This is a genomic window from Flavisphingopyxis soli, assembly GCF_007995095.1.
GTDB classification, from domain to species: Bacteria; Pseudomonadota; Alphaproteobacteria; order Sphingomonadales; family Sphingomonadaceae; genus Flavisphingopyxis; species Flavisphingopyxis soli.
In genome coordinates, this window is record NZ_VOPY01000002.1 from 362,432 (window position 1) to 383,234 (window position 20,803).

Annotated in this window: 23 protein-coding genes and 2 tRNA genes; 17 read left to right on the plus strand and 8 right to left on the minus strand. The window is 66.3% G+C overall.

The features are described from left to right. The first annotated feature begins 42 nt into the window (after positions 1–42). Positions 43–2,697, plus strand: a complete 2,655-nt coding sequence (gene alaS / locus FSZ31_RS08420; RefSeq protein ID WP_147122916.1) for an alanine--tRNA ligase — start codon at positions 43–45, stop codon at positions 2,695–2,697. Here the strand turns inward: alaS and FSZ31_RS08425 are convergent. The 4 genes from FSZ31_RS08425 to FSZ31_RS08440 all read right to left on the minus strand — a co-directional run bounded on the left by FSZ31_RS08425 (position 2,694) and on the right by FSZ31_RS08440 (position 4,356). Further along, positions 2,694–2,996, minus strand: a complete 303-nt coding sequence (locus FSZ31_RS08425) for a HigA family addiction module antitoxin (protein WP_147122917.1) — start codon at positions 2,994–2,996, stop codon at positions 2,694–2,696. The genes alaS and FSZ31_RS08425 overlap by 4 nt on opposite strands. Continuing rightward, a complete protein-coding gene (locus FSZ31_RS08430; RefSeq protein ID WP_147122918.1) occupies positions 2,996–3,283 on the minus strand; it encodes a type II toxin-antitoxin system RelE/ParE family toxin in 288 nt (95 codons plus the stop codon). Before FSZ31_RS08430 ends, FSZ31_RS08425 begins: the two co-directional genes overlap by 1 nt. A 54-nt stretch (positions 3,284–3,337) precedes the next feature. After that, positions 3,338–3,748: a holin family protein gene (locus FSZ31_RS08435; protein ID WP_147122919.1), complete on the minus strand. Its 411-nt coding sequence runs from the start codon at positions 3,746–3,748 to the stop codon at positions 3,338–3,340. A gap of 68 nt (positions 3,749–3,816) precedes the next feature. Then, positions 3,817–4,356, minus strand: a complete 540-nt coding sequence (locus tag FSZ31_RS08440; RefSeq protein WP_147122920.1) for a glycoside hydrolase family 108 protein — start codon at positions 4,354–4,356, stop codon at positions 3,817–3,819. A gap of 249 nt (positions 4,357–4,605) precedes the next feature. On the opposite strand from FSZ31_RS08440, the gene FSZ31_RS08445 reads away from it, so the two are divergent. The 5 genes from FSZ31_RS08445 (at position 4,606) to FSZ31_RS08465 (ending at position 8,494) form a co-directional block, all read left to right on the plus strand. After that, positions 4,606–4,682, plus strand: a tRNA-Pro gene (locus tag FSZ31_RS08445). Between the two features lie 426 nt (positions 4,683–5,108). Further along, on the plus strand, positions 5,109–5,462 hold the full coding sequence (gene yajC / locus FSZ31_RS08450) for a preprotein translocase subunit YajC (protein ID WP_236643737.1): 354 nt from the start codon (positions 5,109–5,111) through the stop codon (positions 5,460–5,462). A 37-nt stretch (positions 5,463–5,499) separates the two neighbouring features. Then, on the plus strand, positions 5,500–7,113 hold the full coding sequence (gene secD / locus FSZ31_RS08455) for a protein translocase subunit SecD (protein WP_147122921.1): 1,614 nt from the start codon (positions 5,500–5,502) through the stop codon (positions 7,111–7,113). A 12-nt stretch (positions 7,114–7,125) separates the two neighbouring features. Next, complete coding sequence (gene secF / locus FSZ31_RS08460; protein ID WP_147122922.1) at positions 7,126–8,094, plus strand: protein translocase subunit SecF; 969 nt, start codon at positions 7,126–7,128, stop codon at positions 8,092–8,094. A gap of 7 nt (positions 8,095–8,101) precedes the next feature. After that, entirely contained in the window at positions 8,102–8,494 is a 393-nt protein-coding gene (locus FSZ31_RS08465; protein WP_147122923.1) for an Mth938-like domain-containing protein, read from the plus strand. Between the two features lie 125 nt (positions 8,495–8,619). Here FSZ31_RS08465 and FSZ31_RS08470 read toward each other — a convergent pair whose 3' ends face one another. Together FSZ31_RS08470 and FSZ31_RS08475 are read right to left on the minus strand one after the other, a co-directional pair. Next, positions 8,620–9,816, minus strand: a complete 1,197-nt coding sequence (locus FSZ31_RS08470; protein ID WP_147122924.1) for a glycosyltransferase — start codon at positions 9,814–9,816, stop codon at positions 8,620–8,622. A 2-nt stretch (positions 9,817–9,818) separates the two neighbouring features. Next, on the minus strand, positions 9,819–10,382 hold the full coding sequence (locus FSZ31_RS08475) for a helix-turn-helix domain-containing protein (RefSeq protein WP_147122925.1): 564 nt from the start codon (positions 10,380–10,382) through the stop codon (positions 9,819–9,821). 97 nt (positions 10,383–10,479) lie between these two features. On the opposite strand from FSZ31_RS08475, the gene FSZ31_RS08480 reads away from it, so the two are divergent. Next, positions 10,480–11,010, plus strand: a complete 531-nt coding sequence (locus FSZ31_RS08480; protein ID WP_236643738.1) for a DUF6456 domain-containing protein — start codon at positions 10,480–10,482, stop codon at positions 11,008–11,010. Here the strand turns inward: FSZ31_RS08480 and FSZ31_RS08485 are convergent. After that, positions 11,007–12,803 carry an ABC-F family ATP-binding cassette domain-containing protein gene (locus FSZ31_RS08485; protein ID WP_147122926.1) on the minus strand — a complete coding sequence of 599 codons (1,797 nt, stop codon included), beginning with the start codon at positions 12,801–12,803 and terminating at the stop codon, positions 11,007–11,009. The genes FSZ31_RS08480 and FSZ31_RS08485 overlap by 4 nt on opposite strands. Before the next feature lie 102 nt (positions 12,804–12,905). Here FSZ31_RS08485 and FSZ31_RS08490 point away from each other — a divergent pair, with 102 nt between their 5' ends. Continuing rightward, positions 12,906–13,637 carry an SIMPL domain-containing protein gene (locus FSZ31_RS08490; RefSeq protein WP_147122927.1) on the plus strand — a complete coding sequence of 244 codons (732 nt, stop codon included), beginning with the start codon at positions 12,906–12,908 and terminating at the stop codon, positions 13,635–13,637. A gap of 21 nt (positions 13,638–13,658) precedes the next feature. On the opposite strand, the gene FSZ31_RS08495 is transcribed toward FSZ31_RS08490, so the two are convergent. Next, on the minus strand, positions 13,659–14,342 hold the full coding sequence (locus FSZ31_RS08495; RefSeq protein ID WP_328592393.1) for a prolyl hydroxylase family protein: 684 nt from the start codon (positions 14,340–14,342) through the stop codon (positions 13,659–13,661). A gap of 168 nt (positions 14,343–14,510) precedes the next feature. Between FSZ31_RS08495 and FSZ31_RS08500 the strand changes: the two genes are divergently transcribed. The 9 genes from FSZ31_RS08500 to FSZ31_RS08535 all read left to right on the plus strand — a co-directional run bounded on the left by FSZ31_RS08500 (position 14,511) and on the right by FSZ31_RS08535 (position 20,719). Then, positions 14,511–14,587: transfer RNA gene (locus tag FSZ31_RS08500), tRNA-His, on the plus strand. Between the two features lie 136 nt (positions 14,588–14,723). Further along, positions 14,724–15,776 carry a Leu/Phe/Val dehydrogenase gene (locus FSZ31_RS08505; RefSeq protein WP_147122929.1) on the plus strand — a complete coding sequence of 351 codons (1,053 nt, stop codon included), beginning with the start codon at positions 14,724–14,726 and terminating at the stop codon, positions 15,774–15,776. Positions 15,777–15,844: 68 nt separating this feature from the next. Further along, on the plus strand, positions 15,845–16,561 hold the full coding sequence (ccmC, locus tag FSZ31_RS08510) for a heme ABC transporter permease CcmC (protein ID WP_147122930.1): 717 nt from the start codon (positions 15,845–15,847) through the stop codon (positions 16,559–16,561). Further along, positions 16,558–16,692: a hypothetical protein gene (locus tag FSZ31_RS13045; protein WP_268934269.1), complete on the plus strand. Its 135-nt coding sequence runs from the start codon at positions 16,558–16,560 to the stop codon at positions 16,690–16,692. The genes ccmC and FSZ31_RS13045 overlap by 4 nt, the downstream gene beginning before the upstream one ends. Beyond that, positions 16,689–17,168, plus strand: a complete 480-nt coding sequence (gene ccmE / locus FSZ31_RS08515) for a cytochrome c maturation protein CcmE (protein WP_147122931.1) — start codon at positions 16,689–16,691, stop codon at positions 17,166–17,168. Before FSZ31_RS13045 ends, ccmE begins: the two co-directional genes overlap by 4 nt. Next, complete coding sequence (locus FSZ31_RS08520) at positions 17,165–19,099, plus strand: heme lyase CcmF/NrfE family subunit (protein WP_147122932.1); 1,935 nt, start codon at positions 17,165–17,167, stop codon at positions 19,097–19,099. Before ccmE ends, FSZ31_RS08520 begins: the two co-directional genes overlap by 4 nt. After that, the gene (locus FSZ31_RS08525; protein ID WP_147122933.1) at positions 19,096–19,623 is read left to right on the plus strand and encodes a redoxin family protein; all 528 of its coding nucleotides are present in this window, start codon (positions 19,096–19,098) and stop codon (positions 19,621–19,623) included. Before FSZ31_RS08520 ends, FSZ31_RS08525 begins: the two co-directional genes overlap by 4 nt. Continuing rightward, entirely contained in the window at positions 19,620–20,045 is a 426-nt protein-coding gene (locus FSZ31_RS08530) for a cytochrome c-type biogenesis protein (protein WP_147122934.1), read from the plus strand. The genes FSZ31_RS08525 and FSZ31_RS08530 overlap by 4 nt, the downstream gene beginning before the upstream one ends. Then, positions 20,042–20,719 (plus strand): tetratricopeptide repeat protein, encoded by a 678-nt coding sequence (locus FSZ31_RS08535; protein ID WP_147122935.1) that lies wholly within the window; start codon positions 20,042–20,044, stop codon positions 20,717–20,719. Before FSZ31_RS08530 ends, FSZ31_RS08535 begins: the two co-directional genes overlap by 4 nt. Positions 20,720–20,803 lie beyond the last annotated feature (84 nt).

The window sequence follows — 20,803 nt, forward strand, 5'->3', positions numbered from 1 at the left end:
TGCCCGCTTGCCGCACCGCAACACGGCCATTAAGTCGCGGGGATGACCTCGACCAACGACATTCGCCGCGCCTTCCTCGATTACTTTGCCGGGACCGGACACACGCGCGTGCCTTCGGCGCCGCTGGTGCCGTATAACGACCCCAGCCTGATGTTCGTCAACGCGGGCATGGTGCCGTTCAAGAACGTTTTTACCGGGCTGGAAACGCGCGATTACACGACGGCGACGTCGAGCCAGAAATGCGTCCGCGCAGGCGGCAAGCACAACGACCTCGACAATGTCGGCTATACCGCGCGCCACCATACGTTTTTCGAGATGCTCGGCAATTTCAGCTTCGGCGACTATTTCAAGGAAGCGGCGATCAGCCATGCGTGGACGCTGCTGACCAAGGAATGGGGGATCGATCCCGACCGGCTGACCGCGACGGTCTATCACACCGACAACGAAGCGTTCGAGCTGTGGAAGAAGATCGCGGGCCTGCCCGAAGAGCGCATCATCCGGATTGCGACCAGCGACAATTTCTGGGCGATGGGCGACAACGGCCCGTGCGGGCCGTGCAGCGAAATCTTTTACGACCACGGCGACCACATCCCGGGCGGGCCACCGGGATCGCCCGACGAGGACGGCGACCGCTTTGTCGAGATCTGGAACCTGGTCTTCATGCAGAACGTGCAGGAAGCGGGCGTCGTTATCGGCGACCTGCCGCGTCCGAGCATCGACACCGGCATGGGGCTCGAGCGCATCGCCGCGGTGCTGCAGGGCAAGCATGACAATTACGATATCGACCTGTTCAAGGCGCTGATCGCCGAGAGCGGCGACCTCACCCACACCTCCACCGACGGCGAGCACAGGGCGTCGCACCGGATCATTGCTGATCACCTGCGTTCGACGAGCTTCCTGATCGCCGATGGCGTGCTGCCGGCCAACGAGGGCCGCGGGTACGTCCTGCGCCGGATCATGCGCCGGGCGATGCGTCATGCGCATATCCTTGGCGCCAAGGACCCGCTGATGCATCGGCTCGTCCCCAGCCTGGTCGCCGAGATGGGCGGCGCGTTCCCCGAGCTCGTCCGCGCGCAGCCGCTGATCGTCGAGACGCTTGAGCGAGAGGAAACGCGGTTCCGCCAGACGCTCGACAAGGGCTTGAAGCTGCTCGACGAGGCAACCGCGGCGCTCGGCAAGGGCGACACGCTCGCCGGCGCAACCGCGTTCAAACTCTACGACACGTTCGGATTTCCCTACGACCTGACCGAGGATGCGCTGCGGGCGCAGGGTATCGCGGTCGATCGCGCCGGCTTCGATGACGCGATGGCGCAGCAGAAGGCCGCTGCGCGCGCGGCGTGGAAGGGATCGGGCGATACCGCTTCGGACGATATCTGGTACGACATCGCCGACACACAAGGTTCGACCGAGTTCACCGGCTATGCCGCGACGACGGGCGAGGGCGAGGTCGTCGCGCTGGTCCGCGACGGCGCGCGCGTTGAGAGCGCTGCGGCCGGCGAGAGCGTGATGATCGTCACCAACCAGACGTCGTTCTATGGCGAGAGCGGCGGGCAGGCGGGCGACAGCGGCGTCGTGTCGAACACCGGTGGTCTCAAGGCGAGCGTCACCGACACCGGCAAGCCGCTGGGCAAGCTGCACGCACATCATGCGACGATCGAAGCGGGCACGATCAAGGTCGGCGATGTCGTCCGGCTCGACGTCGATGCTGCGCGCCGGAATCGCGTCCGCGCCAATCACAGCGCGACGCACCTGCTCCACGCGGCGCTGCGCCGCCAGCTGGGCGAGCATGTCACGCAAAAGGGCAGCCTGGTCGCCGACGACCGGCTGCGTTTCGATTTTGCCCATCCCAAGGCGCTGAGCGCCGAGGAGATCGCCAGCGTCGAGGCCGAGGTCAATCGCCACATCCGCGAGAACGACGCGGTGACGACGCGGCTGATGACGCCCGACGACGCGATCGAAGCGGGCGCGATGGCGCTGTTCGGCGAGAAATACGGCGATGAAGTTCGCGTGCTGAGCATGGGGCGCGACAGCGATGCGTCGTGGTCGGTCGAGCTGTGCGGCGGGACGCACGTTGATGCGCTCGGCGATATCGCCTTGTTCAAGATCACCTCCGAAAGCGCGGTGAGTTCGGGCGTGCGGCGCATCGAGGCGCTGACCGGCGAGGCGGCGCGCCTGTATCTGACGAGCCGCGAAGAGGCGCTCAAAGCCGCCGCGGCGAGCCTCAAGACCGCGCCCGAAGATGTGCCCGCGCGCGTTGCGGCGATGGCCGAGCAGCTCAAGAAGATTGAGCGAGAGCTGGCCGAAGCTAAAAAGACGCTGGCTCTGGGCGGCGGGGCAGGGAGCGGCCAGGCCGACGAGGCGCCTGCGCCAGAGATGATCGGCGACGTCGCGTTCCTTGGCCGCGTTGTCGACGGCCTCGACCCCAAGGGGCTTCGCGGCGCGATCGACGACATGAAAACGCAGCTCAAATCGGGTGTCGCGGCACTGGTCGCGGTCAACGACGGTCGCGCGAGCGTCGCGGTCGGCGTCACCGACGACCTCACCGCGCGCATCAGCGCGGTCGACCTGGTCAAGGCCGCGGTCGCCGCGCTCGGCGGCCAGGGCGGCGGTGGCCGCCCCGACATGGCGCAGGGCGGTGGGCCCGATGGCGGCGAAGCCGATGCGGCAATTCAGGCCATTAAAGCCGGTTTGACCTAAGCCGCCATCGCCACGCGTTCTATCTTGAGCGATCGTGCCTTGGTGCGCGCCTCGGCGATATCATGCGACGACTGCATCCGTAATAGCGTGTCGGCACGAAGGCCGAACGCCTGCTCGAACCGGATCGCCATCTCGGCCGACAGGCTCGCACGGGCATTGAGCAGCGCGCTCAACGCGGCGCGAGAAATGCCTAGCCTACCGGCAAGATCGGTCACGCTCAGGCCGCTGGGGCCGACGACTTCATCCTTAAGCCAAGCGCCCGGATGGATTGCAAAGTCCTTATGCAGGGTGATGGCCATTAGTGATAATCCTCCAGGTCGATGTCCTCGATCGCATTCGCGTCGTTAATCCGAAACGTCATGCGCCAGTTTTTCGTCACGATTAACGACCAGACGTGCTTTCGGTCGCCAGTCAGTAAATGCGCGCCGAAATTTGGCGGTATTCGCAACTCGTCGGCTTCGCCGATTGCAGCAAGATAGGCGATGATGTTGCGCAACCTTCCAATGGCATTGGCCGGGAGGCCCTTCGTCTTTCCGCTCTCGGCAAAATTGCGGAGAGCTTTGTGGCGAATGCTTTCGATCTCCATAGTGTTTTTTAGTCAATTATGTGTAATGTGTCAAGTGACGCTTTACACTCGAAATCACTCCACCCCCTTGATCTTCCCCCATTGCCGCGCGACGGTGTAGCCGAGATAGCCGGTGCCAAAGAGCGCGTAGAGCGGCTCGGGGATGCCGGCGAGATAGGCGTTCATGCCGTGGGCGATCGCCATGGCGGTGTCGGGCTGGACCGCGGCGATCAGGCCCATCGGGATCGCCCAGAGCAGCAGCGCGTACATGACATAGAGGAAACTGGGCCGCGCGCGGCTGGTCCACGGGTCGGCGCTGTTCGCCTCGGCGACGATCGCCTGCATGCGGACGCTGACCGCTTCGAGCTCCTGCGAGCCTTCGAGCTTGATCAGTTCGAGCTTGGCGCGGTCGCGCGCTTGCGGGTCGGGGATGATCTTGTCGATCAGTTGCGCGACGGGGCCGATCAGCCCTTCGATAATTCCCATTTTTGTTCCTTTCGAGCTTACAAGTTCACGGGTTCACACCGTCCAGGGACAGGTTCACGGGTGTGACCCTAGCCGATCCGGTTCGCCAGCCAGCCGTAGAGGAAGGCCTCGTTGGCGGGGCGGCGTTCGGCCAGATCGATGTAGCGCGCGCCCTGGAGCGCCTCGATGGCCTTGAGCAGGACGGTCTCGCCGCCTGCGCCGCGCACGGCCAGAAAGGCGTCGAGAGCGGCAAGGGTGCGGGGGCCGACGACGCGATCGACCGCGAGGTCGCCGTAATCGCGGCCATTGCGGTTGAGCGCATTAAGCGCCCGCTGGAGAAAGCCGCTGGCAACCCCGACACCCATGTTGACCGCGGTATCGAACAGTTCTGCGGCGATCCGGGGAGCGCGCGCTGCGACCTTTTCATAATTCGGTCGCAGCCAGTAGAGGCGGCGATAGATCGCGATCGCCTCGGCGCGGGGAAGACTGCGCATGGCGCCGGCATAGCCATGGCGGCGCGCGACCGCCTCGGTAATGCCGTAGCGCGTCGCGCCGCCGGCATCGTTCGGGTTGTGGACGAAGCCGCCCTCGCGATCGATCAGCTCTTCTACCAGTGTCTCGAAATCCATAATTCACTCCCGATGAGACGGGAACATAACCAGAACGATAATGTGTAGGAAAGCGGTTTTTCTCGTCCAATGGCGAGCCTGCGCGGTGCGAGACGCCTGCGCGCGCTGGTGCTTCGACAGGCTCAGCATGAGCGGGTGAGAGGGGCGGCCGCGGAGACGGCCTGCGGCGTGTCGAAGTGGTTTTTGCCGCCAACCTGTCTTGCCGGACTTGCCTTGCCGTCATCATGTGCCTAAAGGCGCGCACTCGGTCGGGACGTAGCGCAGCCTGGTAGCGCATCACACTGGGGGTGTGGGGGTCGGAGGTTCGAATCCTCTCGTCCCGACCAGTTTACAAAGCCCGTCCGGGGGACGGGCTTTGTAAACTCCCGACGTGCACAGGCACGCAGGGGTGGCCGTCCGGGGGACGGTCTTTCTAAACTCCCAAGGCGGCCTGCCGCCGAGGGTATGCGTTCTGGCGCGACCCTCCAGCAAACCCATCTTCCGCTTCGGCTATCTGGCTCCAGCTCGACAGAGTTCGATCGCGATCGTCGGGTGATGTACGAGTCTCGGGATGGGCCGCCGCCTGTGCCGGGACGACAGAGTAGCGGCGTTTGAAGTAAAGTCGGGCCTCGACCGCGCGGCGCTATTGAAGTTGCCCGTGCCCCAACCATCTGCTAACCGCGCGTCACATTCGAGGATCGTCGCCCGGCCGGGCTTTTGCGCGGTGTGCTGGCGCGGTCCAGACCCCAATTTGGCACAAAGCGAACCGATTTATGGACCTCATGACCTTTCTCATTCCCGCCGCGCATGCGCAGGACGCCGCCGGCGCAGCATCGGGCGGCGCAGGCGGCTTCATCATGAGCATCCTGCCGTTGCTGCTGATCTTCGTCGTGTTCTGGTTCCTCCTGATCCGTCCGCAGCAGAAGCGGATGAAGGAACACGCCGCCAAGGTCGGTGCAGCGCAGCGCGGCGACACCGTCGTCACCGGCGGCGGGGTTGTCGGCAAGATCACCAAGGTCGAGGACGAATACGCCCATATCGAGATCTCCAAGGGCGTGACGATCAAGGTCGTCAAGGCGACGCTGAGCGACGTCGTTTCGCCGATCTCCAAGCCCGCCAACGACTGACGCCGCCCCTTCGGGGCCATCTTTCAGGACCAGATTTATGCTCGAATTCCCGCGCTGGAAGGTCATCGGCATCACGCTGCTGCTGATCTTCGGCATCTTGCTCGCCGTTCCCAGCATGTTGCCCGACAAGGTGGTCACGGCCTTCCCGTCGTGGATGCCGAGCGAACGGATCAACCTTGGCCTCGATCTCGCCGGGGGCAGCCACATCATGCTCGAGGCGGATATCAACGACGTCCGCAAGCAGCGGCTCGATTCGATGGAAAAGACGATCCGCACCGTCCTGCGCGGTGAGCGCGGCAAGAGCGAGAATATCGCGATCGGCGGCCTCAGCCGCGCCAACGGCAAATTGTCGTTCATGGTCCGCGACGCGACCAAGGTCGACGAAGCGCGCGAGCGATTGAACAACCAGACCAAGGGTGCCGGACTTTCGGGCGAACGCGACTGGGATATCGAAGTCCGCGATTCGACGCGGATCATCATGACGCCGACCGAGGCGGGCACGCGCAATTTCATCGACAACGCGATGGAAGCGGCGCGCGACATCGTCGATCGCCGCGTCAACGCGCTGGGCACGCGCGAGCCGACGATCGTCCGCCAGGGCGACGACCGGATCGTCGTCCAGGTTCCCGGCCTCAGCGATCCGCAGGCATTGAAGGACCTGCTCGGCCAGACCGCGCGGCTCGAGTTCAAGATGGTCGAGCTCAACGCCAATCCCCAGGATCTCGCGAAGGGCATCGCGCCGGTCGGCAGCGAAATCGTTCCCTATCCCGGCAATCCCACCGGCGAGCCGGTGATCGCGGTCAAGCGCCAGGTGCTGATCTCGGGCGACCAGCTGGTCGATGCGCAGCAGCAGTTCGACCAGCAGGACAACCAGCCGGTCGTGTCGATCCGTTTCGACGCGCAAGGATCGAACATCTTCGCGCGCACGACGCAGCAGAATGTCGGCAAGCCGTTTGCCATGCTGCTTGACGGCAAGGTGCTTTCGGCGCCGAACATCAACGAACCGATCCTGGGCGGACAGGCGCAGATCAGCGGCAACTTCACGGTCGAAAGCGCCAACGCACTCGCCATCTCGCTGCGGTCGGGTTCGCTGCCGGTCAAATTGAAGGTCGTCGAGGAGCGCACGGTCAAGCCCGAGCTCGGCCAGGATTCGATCGACAAGGGCGCGCTCGCCGCGATCATCGCGACGATGGCGGTGCTGATCTTCATGATCGTCACCTACGGCCGTTTCGGCGTCTATGCCGATGCCGCCCTCATCATCAACATCCTCCTGATCCTCGGCATCATGGCGCTGTTCAATGCGACGCTGACGCTGCCAGGCATTGCCGGCTTCGTCCTGACGATCGGCGCCGCGGTCGACGCCAACGTGCTGATCAACGAGCGGATCCGCGAAGAGGTCAAGCGCGGGCGACGACCGATCGATGCGGTCCAGGTCGGTTACAAGGAGGCCAGTCGCGCGATTTTCGATGCCAACATCACCAACGTCATTGCCGCCGCGCTGATGTTCTGGTTCGGCACCGGGCCGATCAAGGGCTTTGCCGTCGTCCTGACGATCGGCATCGTCACCTCGGTGTTCACCGCGGTGACCGTCAGCCGGATGTTCGTCGCCGGATGGTTGCGCAGCGCGCGCCCGTCGAAACTCGTCATTTAAGGGATTAGACCCATGCGTTTGCTCAAGCTCGTCCCCGACGATACCAACATCGCCTTCCTCAAATGGCGCAATGTCGCGATGGCGATCGGCGTCAGCATGATCATCGCTTCGCTCGCGCTGACCTTCGTGCGCGGGCTCAACATGGGCGTGGATTTCGTCGGCGGCCAATCGACCCGCGTCGAATTCTCCAAGCCGGTCGACATCACCGACGTCCGCAACAAGGCCGACGCGATCGGCATCGGCGAGGCGACGGTGCAGGAATTCGGCAGCGCCAACGAGGTGCTGATCCGCACGCCGGTGCCCAAGGGCGGCGATGATTCGGCCAATGCCGCCGCCGACAAGCTTCGCGCGGGCATCCTCAAGGCCTATCCCGATGCCAAGGTCGGCAGCGTCGATACCGTGTCGGGCAAGGTGTCGGGCGAATTGCTGCAAACCGGTGCGCTGAGCCTGGCGCTCGCGATGCTGGCAATTTCGATCTACATCTGGTTCCGCTTCGAATGGCAGTTCGGTGCGGGCGCGCTGTTCGCGCTGTTCCACGATGTTTCGCTGACCTTCGGGTTCTTCGCGCTGACGCAGCTCGAGTTCAATCTCAACATCGTTGCCGCGCTGCTGACGATCATCGGCTATTCGCTCAACGATACGATCGTCGTATTCGACCGGATTCGCGAGAACCTGAAGAAATACCGCAAGATGGACATGACCGCCTTGCTCGACCTCAGCGTCAACGAGACGCTGGCGCGCACCGTGATGACGTCGCTGACGATGATCATCGCGCTGGTCGCGCTGCTGATCTGGGGCCCGGCGGTGATCTTCGGCTTTACCGCGGCGATGCTGCTCGGCCTGTTCGTCGGCACCTATTCGAGCGTCTACATGGCGGCGCCGTGGCTGATCTGGCTGCATGTCAAATCGGACAGCTTCGTGCCGGTCGATGGCGGCATCGGCACCGCCGAGCGTGTCGCCGACGACGGCGCACGGGTCTGAGCGCGCGATGACGATCGCGCTTCGCCGTGACGAAGCGGGCAGCGGTCCGATCGTCGAGCGGATCGAAGGCGGCGGGTTTCGCACGCAGGAGCATTATTTCGCCGACGGCGTGATGCTGACCCCGCGCCGTGCAGAGACGTGGGCGGGAACGCACGATGCGGCGATGCTCGATCGGGCGGCGATCGGTCAGCTGCTGGCGATCTGGGGCGAGGGGCTGCCCGAATTCATTGTTCTGGGTACCGGCAGCACGCAGATATTCCCGTCAGGAGCGTTGCGTCGTGCGCTCGAGAGCGAAGGCATCGGGCTCGAGATCATGGATAGCCGCGCCGCGGCGCGCGCCTGGTCGGTGCTGCGCGCCGAGGACCGCGAGATCGCCGCACTGCTGTTGCCGCTGGCCTGAACCCGCACCCCCATCCGTATGTCCTGAGCAGCGCCGAAGGCGCGTATCGGAGGGCATCGGGGCACGCGGACCCATCGTCCTTCGATACGGCCCTGCGGGCCTACCCAGGATGAACGGGTCCTTGGCTATGTATCTGCGGGAGGTTCCGGCCGAGAAGGCATGGCTTGTGCGACCGACTTCCAATGCGCCGCCAGTTCGCGGCCGTTCCTGCCCCAGTCGAAACGGTCGCGCACCGTTGCCGATACCGCCGCTTGCGTCGGCGGATCGGCGAGGATGGCTGAGACTGCCGCAACGATTTCCTCGACATCCCAGCCGACGATCCGACCGGCGACGGGATCGCGCACCAGCTCGCGCGCGCCGCCAGCGTCGGTGATGACGAGCGGCGTGCCGCAGGCGAGCGATTCGATCCAGGCGTTGGCGAGGCCTTCGCTGTTCGAAGGCATCACGGTGACATCGGCGGCAGCGTAGAGCGCGGGGAGGTCGGCATTGGCGACGGGGCCGAGAAACTGGACACGTCCGGCGACGCCCAGATCGCGCGCGAGGGCGCGGTAATCGGCTTCGCGTTCACCGCGTCCGGCGATCAGCAAGGTCGCCCCGGGCAGATCGCGCAGCGCCGCGATGACGAGATCCTGGCGCTTGCGTTCGATCAGCGCGCCGACGCACAGGAGCACGGGACCCGACAGGCCGCGCGCGGTCTTGGCGGCGGTCCGGTCGAGCGGGCGGAAGCGATCGTGATCGAGGCCGGTATAATGAACCACAATCTTGTCCGCATCCATGCCGAGCGCGACCATGTCGGCCTTGAGCGCTTCGGAGACGGCCAGCGAGCGCGCGGCCGCGGCGCCCGTCGCGCGGACCTGTTCGGAACTGTGTTTGCGATGGCCCCAATGGCTGATGTCGGCGCCGCGCGCCTTGGCGATAAAGGGCACGCCTAACTTGGTGCCAATGCGCATCGCGGCGGGGCCGTCGGGATAATAGAATTGCGCGTCGATCAGGTCGGGCGCGAGCTGCCGGGCCAGCGGCATGACTGCGCGCGCGATGAGAGCAGGATTCCAGCGGCCGCTGAGGCCCGGAAGCAGGCGAAAGCGCGGGCGGTGGACGGTGAGACCGTGGCGCAGTTCGACGTGCGGCAGGTTGGCAAGCGCGGCGTAGCGCGGATGCGCCGACAGCGGCCATGGCGGCAGGCCGAGCGGGGCGACGACGGTGAGGTCGATCGCATCGTCCTTCGCCGCTTCGCGCAGCGATCGTTCGACGAAGCCGCCGAAATCGGGCCGCGTCGCATCGGGAAACAGCGTCGCGATCGACAGGACGCGGAGCCGCGCCATGCCTAGAGGTCGCGGACCAGCCGCGCCGCAACCGCCAGCCAGGGCGGATTGGCGACGACATGCTGGCGCGTGCCCGTGCCGAGCGGGAGGAGGTGGAGCTTCTCGCCATCCATGCCGATCAACCGGCCGAAGACGAAGCGCCCCGCCGGACGCGGGACGAGGACGTCGCGGTTAAGCGCGCTCGCATAATCGTCGGCCTTGAGCGGGCGGCACCAGACATGGTCGCCGCTGCGATAGTCGCCGACCCCGCCGGTCACGCGCAGCGCGAGCATGTCTTCGCCGATTCGCTGCGGACTGAGCGGCTCTGGCCGCGTCGGCGCGTGCGCACCGTCGGGGGTGAGCAGCGCGGTGACTTCGTGCTGCGTCTCGTCGGGCATGCTGACGAGTTCGGCCGACGACACGCTAAGCGCATCGGCAATGCGGTTGAGCCAGTCGATCGACAGCGTCCGCGTGCCCGTTTCGAGCCGCCCGATCGTCTGCGGCGTGGTCGGCGGATCGCAGCGCCGGGCGACGTCATCGAGCGTCAGCCGTTTGGCGCGGCGGACCGAGCGGATCGAATTGATCATTGCAGGCTCCCGTATGCATGAACCGATACGGTTTGTTCTTTCCTACAATTTGTTCCCAATGGCAAGGCTCTGGCGATTCGATCGAACAGGAGTCGTCATGCCCCGAACCAAGTCGCTTGCCCGTCGCAATGTCCCCGCCGCCGCCAATCGGACGCTGGTCGACCGACCACATCCCGACGACCGGATCGATCCCGGCAAGGCGGGGCGACCGGGGACAGTTCGCCGCGTGACCGTGAACCTGCGCGAGAACCCGATCGACTGGCTCCATGCGCGCGGCCATCTGAACGACCGGCAGTTCGCCGCAGGAGCGCGGTTGCGAACCGACTTCGAACGCGCGCAGCTTGGCGCGCGCACGACGATGCAGTGGGACGGGGCAGGGACGGGCGGAGGACGTCGCGGAGCGCCGGGCGCGCCCGATCGTTCGGCCAAGGCGATCGATGCCAAGCGGAGGTTCGAGGGTGCTCTGGCCGCCGCCGGGCCAGGCCTGTCCGACATATTGTGGCGGATCGCGTGCGAGGGCGAAGCGATGGGAGCGGCGGAAAAGGGACTTGGCTGGCCGAGCCGGTCGGGGCGTTTGGTGCTGACGCTCGCGCTCGACCGCGTCGCGGGGTTCTACGGCCTGGGCTAGTTGCCCAGCGTCTCGACCATTTCAGCGAGTTCGAGCCAGCGTTCCTCGGCCGCGTCCTTTTCGCGTTGCAGTTCGGTCAGCTGAGCCGTCAGCTTTTCGAACAATTCGGGATCGTTGCCGTAGAGGTCGGGATTCGACAGGTTGGTCTCGACCTCGGCGATGCGCGCCTCGATCTCCTCGACCCGGCCGGGCAGCAGGTCGTAGTCGCGCTGGTCCTTGTAGCTCAGCTTGGCGGGACGTTGCGCCGACGGTGCGTGGGCAGGCGAGCCGGCCTGCTTCGACCGGCCTTTCGTCTTGGCGGATTGCTGCGGACGGCGTTTGGCTTCCCAGTCGGCATAGCCGCCCGCGACGATGTCGACGGTGCCGGAGCCATCGAGGCCGAGCGTGACGGTGACGGTACGGTCGAGAAAGTCGCGGTCGTGGCTGACGATGAGGACGGTGCCGTCGTAGTCGGCGATCACTTCCTGCAGCAGGTCGAGCGTTTCGAGGTCGAGATCGTTGGTCGGTTCGTCGAGGACGAGCAGATTCGACGCGCGGGCGAACTCGCGCGCCAGCAGGAGGCGCGATTTCTCTCCGCCCGACAGGATCCGGATCGGCGTGTCGACGATCGCCGGGTCGAACAGGAATTCCTTGAGATAGCCCTGGATGTGCTTCTTGACGCCGCGCACCTCGATCCAGTCGCCGCCCTCGGCAATGACGTCGCGGACGGTCTTGTCGCCCGACAGCAGTGCGCGTTGCTGGTCGATGATGATGCCTTCGAGCGTCTTGGCGCGAACCACGGTGCCGCTGTCGGGTTCGATCTCGCCGGTCAGCAACTTGATCAGCGTCGTCTTGCCCGCGCCGTTGGCGCCGACGATGCCGATCCGGTCACCGCGCTGGATGCGCAGCGTGAAGTCGCGGATCACCGTTCGGTCTCCGAAGGACTTGCTGACCTTGTCGGCGGTGATGACCGCCTTGGTGCGGACGTCGTCGCTGGCGATGCCGAGCTTCGCCGCGCCGGGCGGGCCCATCATCGCGGCGCGTTGCGCGCGCATTTCATAGAGCCTGGCGAGGCGGCCCTGGTTGCGCTTGCGCCGCGCGGTGACGCCGCGTTCGAGCCAGTGTGCTTCGAGTTTGAGGCGTGCGTCGAGCCGGTCGGCCTGCTTGGCCTCGTCGGCATAGATCTTTTCGGTCCACGCCTCGAACCCGCCATAGCCGACTTCGAGCCGGCGCAGCTGGCCGCGATCGAGCCACAGGGTCTGGCGCGTCAGGCGCGTCAGGAAAGTGCGGTCGTGGCTGATCACGACGAACGCGCCCTTGTAGGCATCGAGCCACGATTCGAGCCAGTCGATCGCCGCGAGGTCGAGATGGTTGGTCGGCTCGTCGAGCAGCAGGACATCGGGATCGCTGGCGAGCGCGCGGCAGATCGCGGCGCGCCGTCGCTCGCCGCCACTGGCGCTGGCGGCGTCCTTGCCAAGGTCGATGCCAAGCTGGTCGGCGATCGCCTCGACCGCATAATCGGGTGGGCCATCGGCGCCGTGGACGGCGAAATCGCGCAGCGTTGCAAAGGCGGCGAGATCGGGATTCTGTTCGAGGATCACGACATGCGTGCCGGGTACGATCGTGCGCGTACCCTCGTCGCTTTCGAGCGTGTCGGCGATGAGTTTGAGGAGTGTGGTCTTGCCCGCGCCGTTGCGGCCGATCAGCGCGAGCCGGTCGCGCGCGCCGATGTGCAGGTCCAGATTGCGCAGCAGCCAGCCGCCACCCTGCTGGATGCCGAGATTTTCGTACGAGAGGATCGGGGCTGCGGCCATGTCGCGCCGCTCGCTAGCTGCCTATTCAGGGCGCGGCAAGGGAACAGGGGGCAGGGCTGCCCGTTGAAGAACCGAAACGATTCACGACCACAGGAGATTTCCATGCGTGTTGCCCTCGCTCTCGCCGCCCTTTCACTGACCGCCGTGCCGACCGCGCTGATCGCGCAGGTCCAGCCGGTCATGCAGATCGAGGGCGACTCTCCGCTGCTGACGCTCTCGATCACCGAGTCGATCGATGCCAAGCCCGATACCGCCACGATCGGCGCTGGCGTGCAGACGATCGCGCCGACTGCGACCGAGGCGCTGAGGCTCAATTCGGTCAAGATGGACGCGCTGATCAAGGCGGTCAAAGCGCGCGGCGTCGCCGACAAGGACATCCAGACGACGGGGATCGGCCTCAGCCCGCAATATGATTACGAAGGGCGCCAGAACGGCCAGTCGCCGCGCTTCGTCGGCTATCAGGTGTCGAACGAGGTCCGCGTGAAGACGCACGACATCGCCAAGCTCGGGACGATGCTCGACGCGCTCGTCGCGGCCGGCGGGACCAATATCAACGGACCGAACTTCTCGATCGACGCCGACGCAGCGATCAAGACCGAGGCGCGCACGCGCGCGCTGCGCAAGGCGCGCGAACAGGCGCAATTCTATGCGGCGCAGACCGGGTATTCGTCGGCCCGGCTGGTCAGCATCACCGAATCGCAGGGCTATGGCGGCGGGCCGATGCCGCAAGCGATGGAGCTGCGCGTCATGGATGCCTCGGCCAAGGCGCCGGTCGAGCCCGGCCAGGTGTCGACCGCGGTCAACCTGACGGTGCAGTATCGGCTGGTGAAGTAAGGCTCTTAGTCGGGGGCTTGCTCAATCCGCCTCCGGCTCGAGCCATGGCCAGGGGCGTTCGCGAAACCATTTGGTGATGACGTATTTGCGCCCCTGGCGCACGCGCATGCCGTGGTGGAGCGTCGCCGGGTTGACCAGCCCCTCGGCGGTGAGGTTGTCCCAGGCGACGAGCTGCGCGGTGACCGGGCGAATGATCTTGCCGGTCGCCTTGAAGCGCGTGCCGCCGCCCGCCTCTGGCGCGTTGAGATAAACCATCATCGTCCAGGTCCGCTGGCCCGAGACGGTGCAGTGTTCGATATAGCCCGCGCCTCCGGGTTCGAAATAATCGGTGTGGAACTTGAATTCCTGCCCGGCCTCGTAGCGTTGGCCCTGGAGCGGCTCGCCGAATGCGCGATCGATCCCGGCAAGGTCGCACAGCCGGGCGTCGATCGCCGCGACGAGCGGATCGGTGTGATCGAGGTCGCACGTCATGCTCGTGCGAAATCCGGGGTCGCCGATATCGTCGGCGATCGTCGACGGGCGCACGTTGCGGTCGATCATCGCGGTGAGATCGGCGCATTCGTCGTTCCCGAGGAACCGCGGCAGAATGAACTGGGTCAGCGCCGACGACGGCGTCCGACGGATACCCGCGGCCGCCGACAGGCGCTCTTCGGTATGCTCGGCGCCCGACGCCGTACGATCGACCGGAGGATTGGTTTGCATCATTGCTCAACGGGTTAGCGTGCGCTTTGCATCGCGACAATGGCGCAGAGCGGCGTGGTGGCGAGGTGCGCGCGTTGCATGCGACAGCGGGCTTGACGCTAGGCGGCGTTGCGACCTATTGGAGCCGCCCGCACCGAACGACCTCGCGTCGCTTTTTCGGACCGCGGTGTGGCGATCGTAGCTCAGTTGGTTAGAGCGCCGGTTTGTGGTACCGGAGGTCGCGGGTTCAAGACCCGTCGATCGCCCCATTTTTCAACGTGTTTGCAAGTATTTCGCGTCGCCCTTACGGCGGGGGCTGACAGCGCGGCAAAACAATATTATTGCCCAGCAACGTAACATTGATCTTGTGCGCCATGATGCGGCGCCTGCCGGGACGATAGCCTGATGCCAGCACTGTGGGACTTGCCCGATTTCGACGATCATGAAGCCGTGCACGGTTTTTTCGACCGCGCGACCGGGCTGACCGGCGTCATTGCGATCCATTCGACGCATCTCGGCCCCGCCGCGGGCGGCGTGCGCTACTGGAAATACGCCGACAAGCAGCTTGGTGTGATCGACGCGCTGCGCCTGTCGCGCGGGATGAGCTACAAGAACGCGATGGCCGGCCTGCCGATGGGCGGCGGCAAGGCGGTGATCCTTGCCGATGCGCGCACCGAAAAGACGCCTGAATATCTCGCCGCTTATGGCCGCGAAGTCGAATCGCTCGGCGGTCGCTACGTCACCGCCGAAGATGTCGGCATGAGCGTCGCCGACCTCGTCGAGATCTCACGCCATACGCGCTACGTCTCGGGCCTGCCAGTCGATGCGCGCGGCGAAGCCGGCGGCGACCCCGGTCCGTTCACCGCGCTTGGCGTATATTTAGGCGTGCTCGCCGCGATCAAGCAGGGGCTCGGCCGCGATAGCGCCAAGGGCGTCCACGTCGCGATCCAGGGCGTTGGCAGCGTCGGCGGACACCTCGCCCGACGCCTTGCCGCCGATGGCGCGCGCCTGACGCTCGCCGACATCCACGAGGACCGCTGCAGTGCTCTCGCCAAGGAACTTGGTGCCAGCAGCGTTTCGACCGGCGAGATCCTGAGCATCGCGGCCGATGTCGTCAGCCCCAATGCGCTCGGCGCGGTGCTGACCGAGCACAGCATCGCCCAGATCAAGGCGCCCGTCGTCGCCGGCGGCGCGAACAACCAGCTTGCGACGCCCGCCGACGGCCAGCGGCTGCACGATCGCGGCATCGTCTTTGCGCCCGATTACGTCATCAATGCCGGCGGCATCATCAGCGTCGCGCTCGAATATCTCGATCGCGGGAATCGCGACGAGGTCGAACGGCGGATCGGTGAGATCCCCGGCCGCCTGCGCGATATCTGGGAAGCGAGCAAGGCCGACGGCGCGCCGGCCGCCGACGTCGCCGACCGGATGGCGCAGGCCAAGATCGGGCGCGGCTAGGCACGAGCCGACGGCGCGGCAACACTGCTGGAAATGCGGCGACGACTCGCCTATTGCCCCGACCGAACATGCATATTTACGCAAATCCGCTGAAATTCCTGTCGATCGCGCGTCCGCTGACCCCGTGGCTCGCGCTGGGCGGACTGCTGCTCGCGATTCTCGGCGGCTATGCCGGGCTTGAGCTGACCCCGCCCGATTACCTGCAGGGCGAGACGGTCCGCATCCTCTATGTCCACGTTCCTGCAGCCTGGCTCGGCATGGGCGGCTGGCTGGCGCTGGCGATTGCAGGCATCGTCCAGCTCGTCTGGCGCCACCCGCTCGCCGGGATCGCCGCGCGCGCGATCGCGCTGCCGGGCATGGTGTTCTGTGCCCTGTGCCTCGTCACCGGTTCGATCTGGGGGCGACCGACCTGGGGGACCTGGTGGGAATGGGACGGGCGGATGACGTCGATGCTGGTGCTGTTGTTCCTCTATCTCGGCTTCATCGCGATCGCCAATGCCGGCGAAGAACGCGGCAGCGTCAGCAAGGTCGCGGCGATCTACGCGATCGTCGGCGCGATCAACCTGCCGATCATCAACCGTTCGGTCGTATGGTGGAACAGCCTTCACCAGGGACCGAGCATCACGCTGAGCGGATCGACGATCGACAGTGCGATCCTGTGGCCGCTGTGGCTGACGCTGGGCGGTTTCAGCCTGTTGTTCGGCGCGATCGTGCTGATGCGGATGCGCGCAATCATCGCCGATATCCGCAGCGAAGCGCGATTGAAGCGGCTGGCGGCCCGATGAGCGGACAGTTCGCCTTCGTCGCCGCAGCTTATGGCCTGACGATCGTCGCGACGATCGCGGTTACCGGCTGGTCGTGGTGGACGATGCGCGCCGCCGAACGCCGATCCGACGACGTGCGGGGCCGCAAATGACCACCCAGACCAAGCCCAGGCTCAAGCCCAAGCACCAGCGGCTCGTCCTCGCGCTGATCGCGATTGTCGCGATCATCGGCGCGGGATTGCTCGCGGCATCGGCATTGCGTGACGAGGCGGCCTATTTCGTCACCCCGTCGGACATTGCGGCCAAGCCGCCCGAACCCGGCGTTGCCATCCGGCTCGGCGGCATGGTCGAAAAGGGCAGCATCGTCCGTTCGCCCGACGGGCTCGGTCTCGCCTTCGTCGTCACCGACGGCAAGGCCACCACCCGCGTCGCGTTTCGCGGCATCGTCCCCGACCTGTTCCGCGAAGAATCGGGAATGGTCGCCGATGGCAGCCTGAACGCCGAAGGGACCTTCGTCGCCACGCGCATCCTTGCCAAGCACGACGAGCGCTACATGCCGCCGCAGCTTGGCACGATGCCGATCGATCGCGACAATATGGTCGGCACCACGGTCGAGCCCAAGCGGTGATCGCCGAAACCGGCCTCCTGCTGCTCTGGCTCGCTGCTGCGCTGGCGGTACTGCAGGCGCTTGCCGGCTTCGCCGGCCTGTCTCGGCGCGGCGAGTATGTCGCGATCTCCCCCGCCGCACGCCCGCTCGCCGTGCTGCAGGGCCTGCTGTGTCTCGCCGCCTTCGGCTGCCTGATCGCTCTCTTCCTGCGGACCGACCTCAGCGTCTTGCTCGTCGCGGACAACAGCCACAGCGCCAAGCCATGGCTGTTCAAGTTTGCAGGTGCCTGGGGCAACCACGAAGGCTCGATGCTGCTGTGGCTGACGATCCTGGGCCTGGGCAGCATCGGCGTGGCGCTGTTCGAGCGGCAGCTCGCGCCGCGGATCGTATCGGCGACGCTCGGCGCGCAAGCAGTGCTTGCCTTGGGATTTTATGCCTTCCTGCTGTTCGCTTCAAACCCCTTTGCCCGGCTTTCGCCGGCGCCGCCCGAAGGCGCGGGGCTCAACCCCTTGCTGCAGGACCCTGGTCTCGCCTTCCACCCGCCGACGCTGTATCTCGGCTATGTCGGCCTGTCGGTGGCGTTTTCGTTCGCGGTCGGCGCGATGCTGGCGGGCGATGCCAACCGCGCCTTTGCCCGTGCGATGCGTCCCTCGGTGCTGATCGCATGGGTGTTCCTGACGCTCGGCATCACCGCGGGGAGCTACTGGGCCTATTACGAGCTAGGCTGGGGCGGCTGGTGGTTCTGGGACCCGGTCGAGAATGCCTCGCTGATGCCGTGGCTCGCGGCGACCGCGCTGCTCCATTCGGTCAGCGTCACGGCCAACCGCGACGGGCTGCGCGCGTGGACGATCATGCTCGCGCTGGTCGCGTTTTCGATGTCGATGATCGGCACCTTCATTGTTCGTTCGGGGCTGCTGACGAGCGTCCATTCGTTCGCGGTCGATCCGACCCGCGGGGTGTTCATCCTCGTCCTGCTCGCGCTGTATATCGGCGGCGCGCTGGCGCTGTTCGGCGCGCGGATCGGCAAGGTCGCGAGCGGGGCGACGTTTGCGCCGGTCAGCCGCGAGGGCGCGCTGGTGATGAACAACCTGCTGCTGTCGGTGATCCTCGCGATCGTCCTGATCGGCACGTTCTACCCGATTGCGGCGGAAGCGCTCGGTTATCGCCTGTCGGTCGGGCCGCCCTATTTCAACCGCGCTGCGGGGCCGATCGCGCTCGGCCTCGTTGCATTGCTGTTCGTCGGGCCGCTGCTGCGCTGGCGGCGCGACCGGCTCGCGCGCCTCCCGGTAATTGCGTGGATGATGCTGGCTATCGCAGGCGTCGGCGCGATCGCGCTCGTGGTGCTCGTTCCGCGCAGCGCGATCCTGCCCGCGCTGGGCCTCGCGCTCGGCGGCGGACTGGCAATCGCGAGCCTGTTGCCGCTGACGCGCCGCAGCCTGCGCCGGACGCCCGCGACAACCTGGGCGATGGTCATCGCGCATTTCGGCGTCGCGGTCGCGCTGATCGGCATGGCGTCGAACGCCGCGTTTACCGAGGAGCGGCTGATCGCGCTGCGGGCGGGCGAGACGACCACGGTCGGGCCGTGGCAGGTCGAACTGACCGCGATCGATCCGGTCGTCGGCCCCAACTGGACCGCGATCGAGGGCGGGCTTGTCGCGCGCTATGACGGCGGTGCGCCTACGACCCTGCACCCGCAACTGCGCGCCTTCACTACGCCGCCGACCGAGACCAGCGAGGCGGCGCTGCTGACGCGCTGGAAGGGGCAGCTCTATGCCGTGCTTGGCCAGCCGACGAGCGAAGGGCGCTGGCAACTGCGCCTGTGGTGGAAGCCGTTTGTCACGCTGATCTGGCTCGGCGGGATATTGATCGCTTTGGGCGGCGCGCTGTCGCTCGTCGCGCGGATCGGCCTGCTGCGCCGCGCCCGTCACTACGTCCGGCAGGTGATGCCATGAAGCGCGTGTTGCTCTGGACGCCGTTCGCGCTTGCGGCGCTGCTGCTTGGCCTGATGCTCGCCCGGCTTGACGCGCCGCACGACGAAACGATTGCCTCGCAATGGGTCGACAAGCCGATGCCCGCGTTCAACCTGCCGCCCGCGACCGATGGCATTCCCGGCCTTGCCGCCGCCGACCTTGCCACCGGCGAGCCACATCTCGTCAATATCTTCGCCAGCTGGTGTGTGCCGTGCCGCGTCGAGGCACCGATGCTCGAGACGCTGCGCGCGCGCGGGGTCAGGGTCGTCGGGATCGCGATCCGCGATACGCCGAAAGATGTCGCCAGCTTCCTGTCCGAATACGGCAATCCCTATGCGCGGATCGGCAGTGACGTTGATAGCAATGTCCAGATTGCGATCGGATCGTCGGGGGTGCCCGAAAGCTTCCTTGTCGACGGCAAGGGGATCGTCCGCGAACAGATCCAGGGCGTGATCCTGGAAAGCGACGTCGATCGTATTGTCGCCAAGATGAAGGCGATGCGATGATGCGCCGGGTCTTGCTCGTCGCGCTGGTCTTCGCCGCGCCGCTCGCCGCGCAGGATGCGGTGCCGCCCGCCGAATATGCCTATCGCCAGCTGCCCGATGCGCGCGCCGAGGCCGAGGCGCACGCGCTGATGACAACGCTGCGCTGCCTCGTCTGCCAGGGCCAGTCGATCGCCGACAGCGATGCGGCGCTGGCCGGCGACATGCGCAGCCTGGTGCGGCAGCGGATCGCCGCGGGCGAGACCCCCGATCAGGTGCGCGCCTGGCTGGTTGATCGCTATGGCGACTGGGTCAGTTACGATCCGCCGCTGACTCCCGCGACCTGGCCGTTGTGGGCGGCGCCGATCGCGCTGCTCGGCCTGGGCGGCTGGCTTGCCGCGCGCAAACTGCGCCGCAAGCGCTCAGGCACGGGAGACGGGGAATGATCGGCTTGATCGTCGTCGGCCTGCTGGTCCTGGCGGTCGTCGCGCTGGCGGCGTGGCGCTGGTTGCCGTCGCCCGCCTATCTGCCGCTCGCCGCTGCGCTGTCGCTCGGCCTTGCAGGCTATGCGTGGCAGGGGCGGCCGATGCTGCCCGGCACACCCGTACAGCGCGTCGTTAGCACGCAGACGTCGGGCGAGCGGATCGACAAGCCGTTGATGGGGATGGTCCGCCGCCTCGATGCGGCGACCAACTGGCTGATGCTGTCCGACAGCCTCGCGCGAAGCGGCGACAGCGAGAGTGCCGCCAAGGTGCTTGCCAAGGCGACCAAGCTCTATCCGCAAAGCGCCGACCTGTGGGTCGGCTATGGCGCGGCGTTGCTCGCGCACTCGGACGGACAGGCGACGCGCGCCAGCGACATCGCCTTCGCCGAAGCGCGCCGCCGGGACCCCGGCCATCCCGGACCCGATTTCTACCAGGGGATCGCCGCGGTTCGCGCGGGCGATCTCAACGAGGCCGAGCGGCTGTGGTCGCGCGTCTACCAGCGCACCGATGGCGACGCAGCTTGGCGGCAGGACCTTGCCCAGCGGCTGACGCTGGTCCGCGCACTGATCGCGCAACGCGACGCCGGGCTTGCCGCCGGACCAGCGGGGGCGGGTGACACGAGCCCCCAACAATGACAATTGCTTGTCGCGTAACGCTGCAGCATGATACGGGCGCGCGCCGTCTCATGCGGCATGTCTCTGGGGCTCGTCGATGACCAC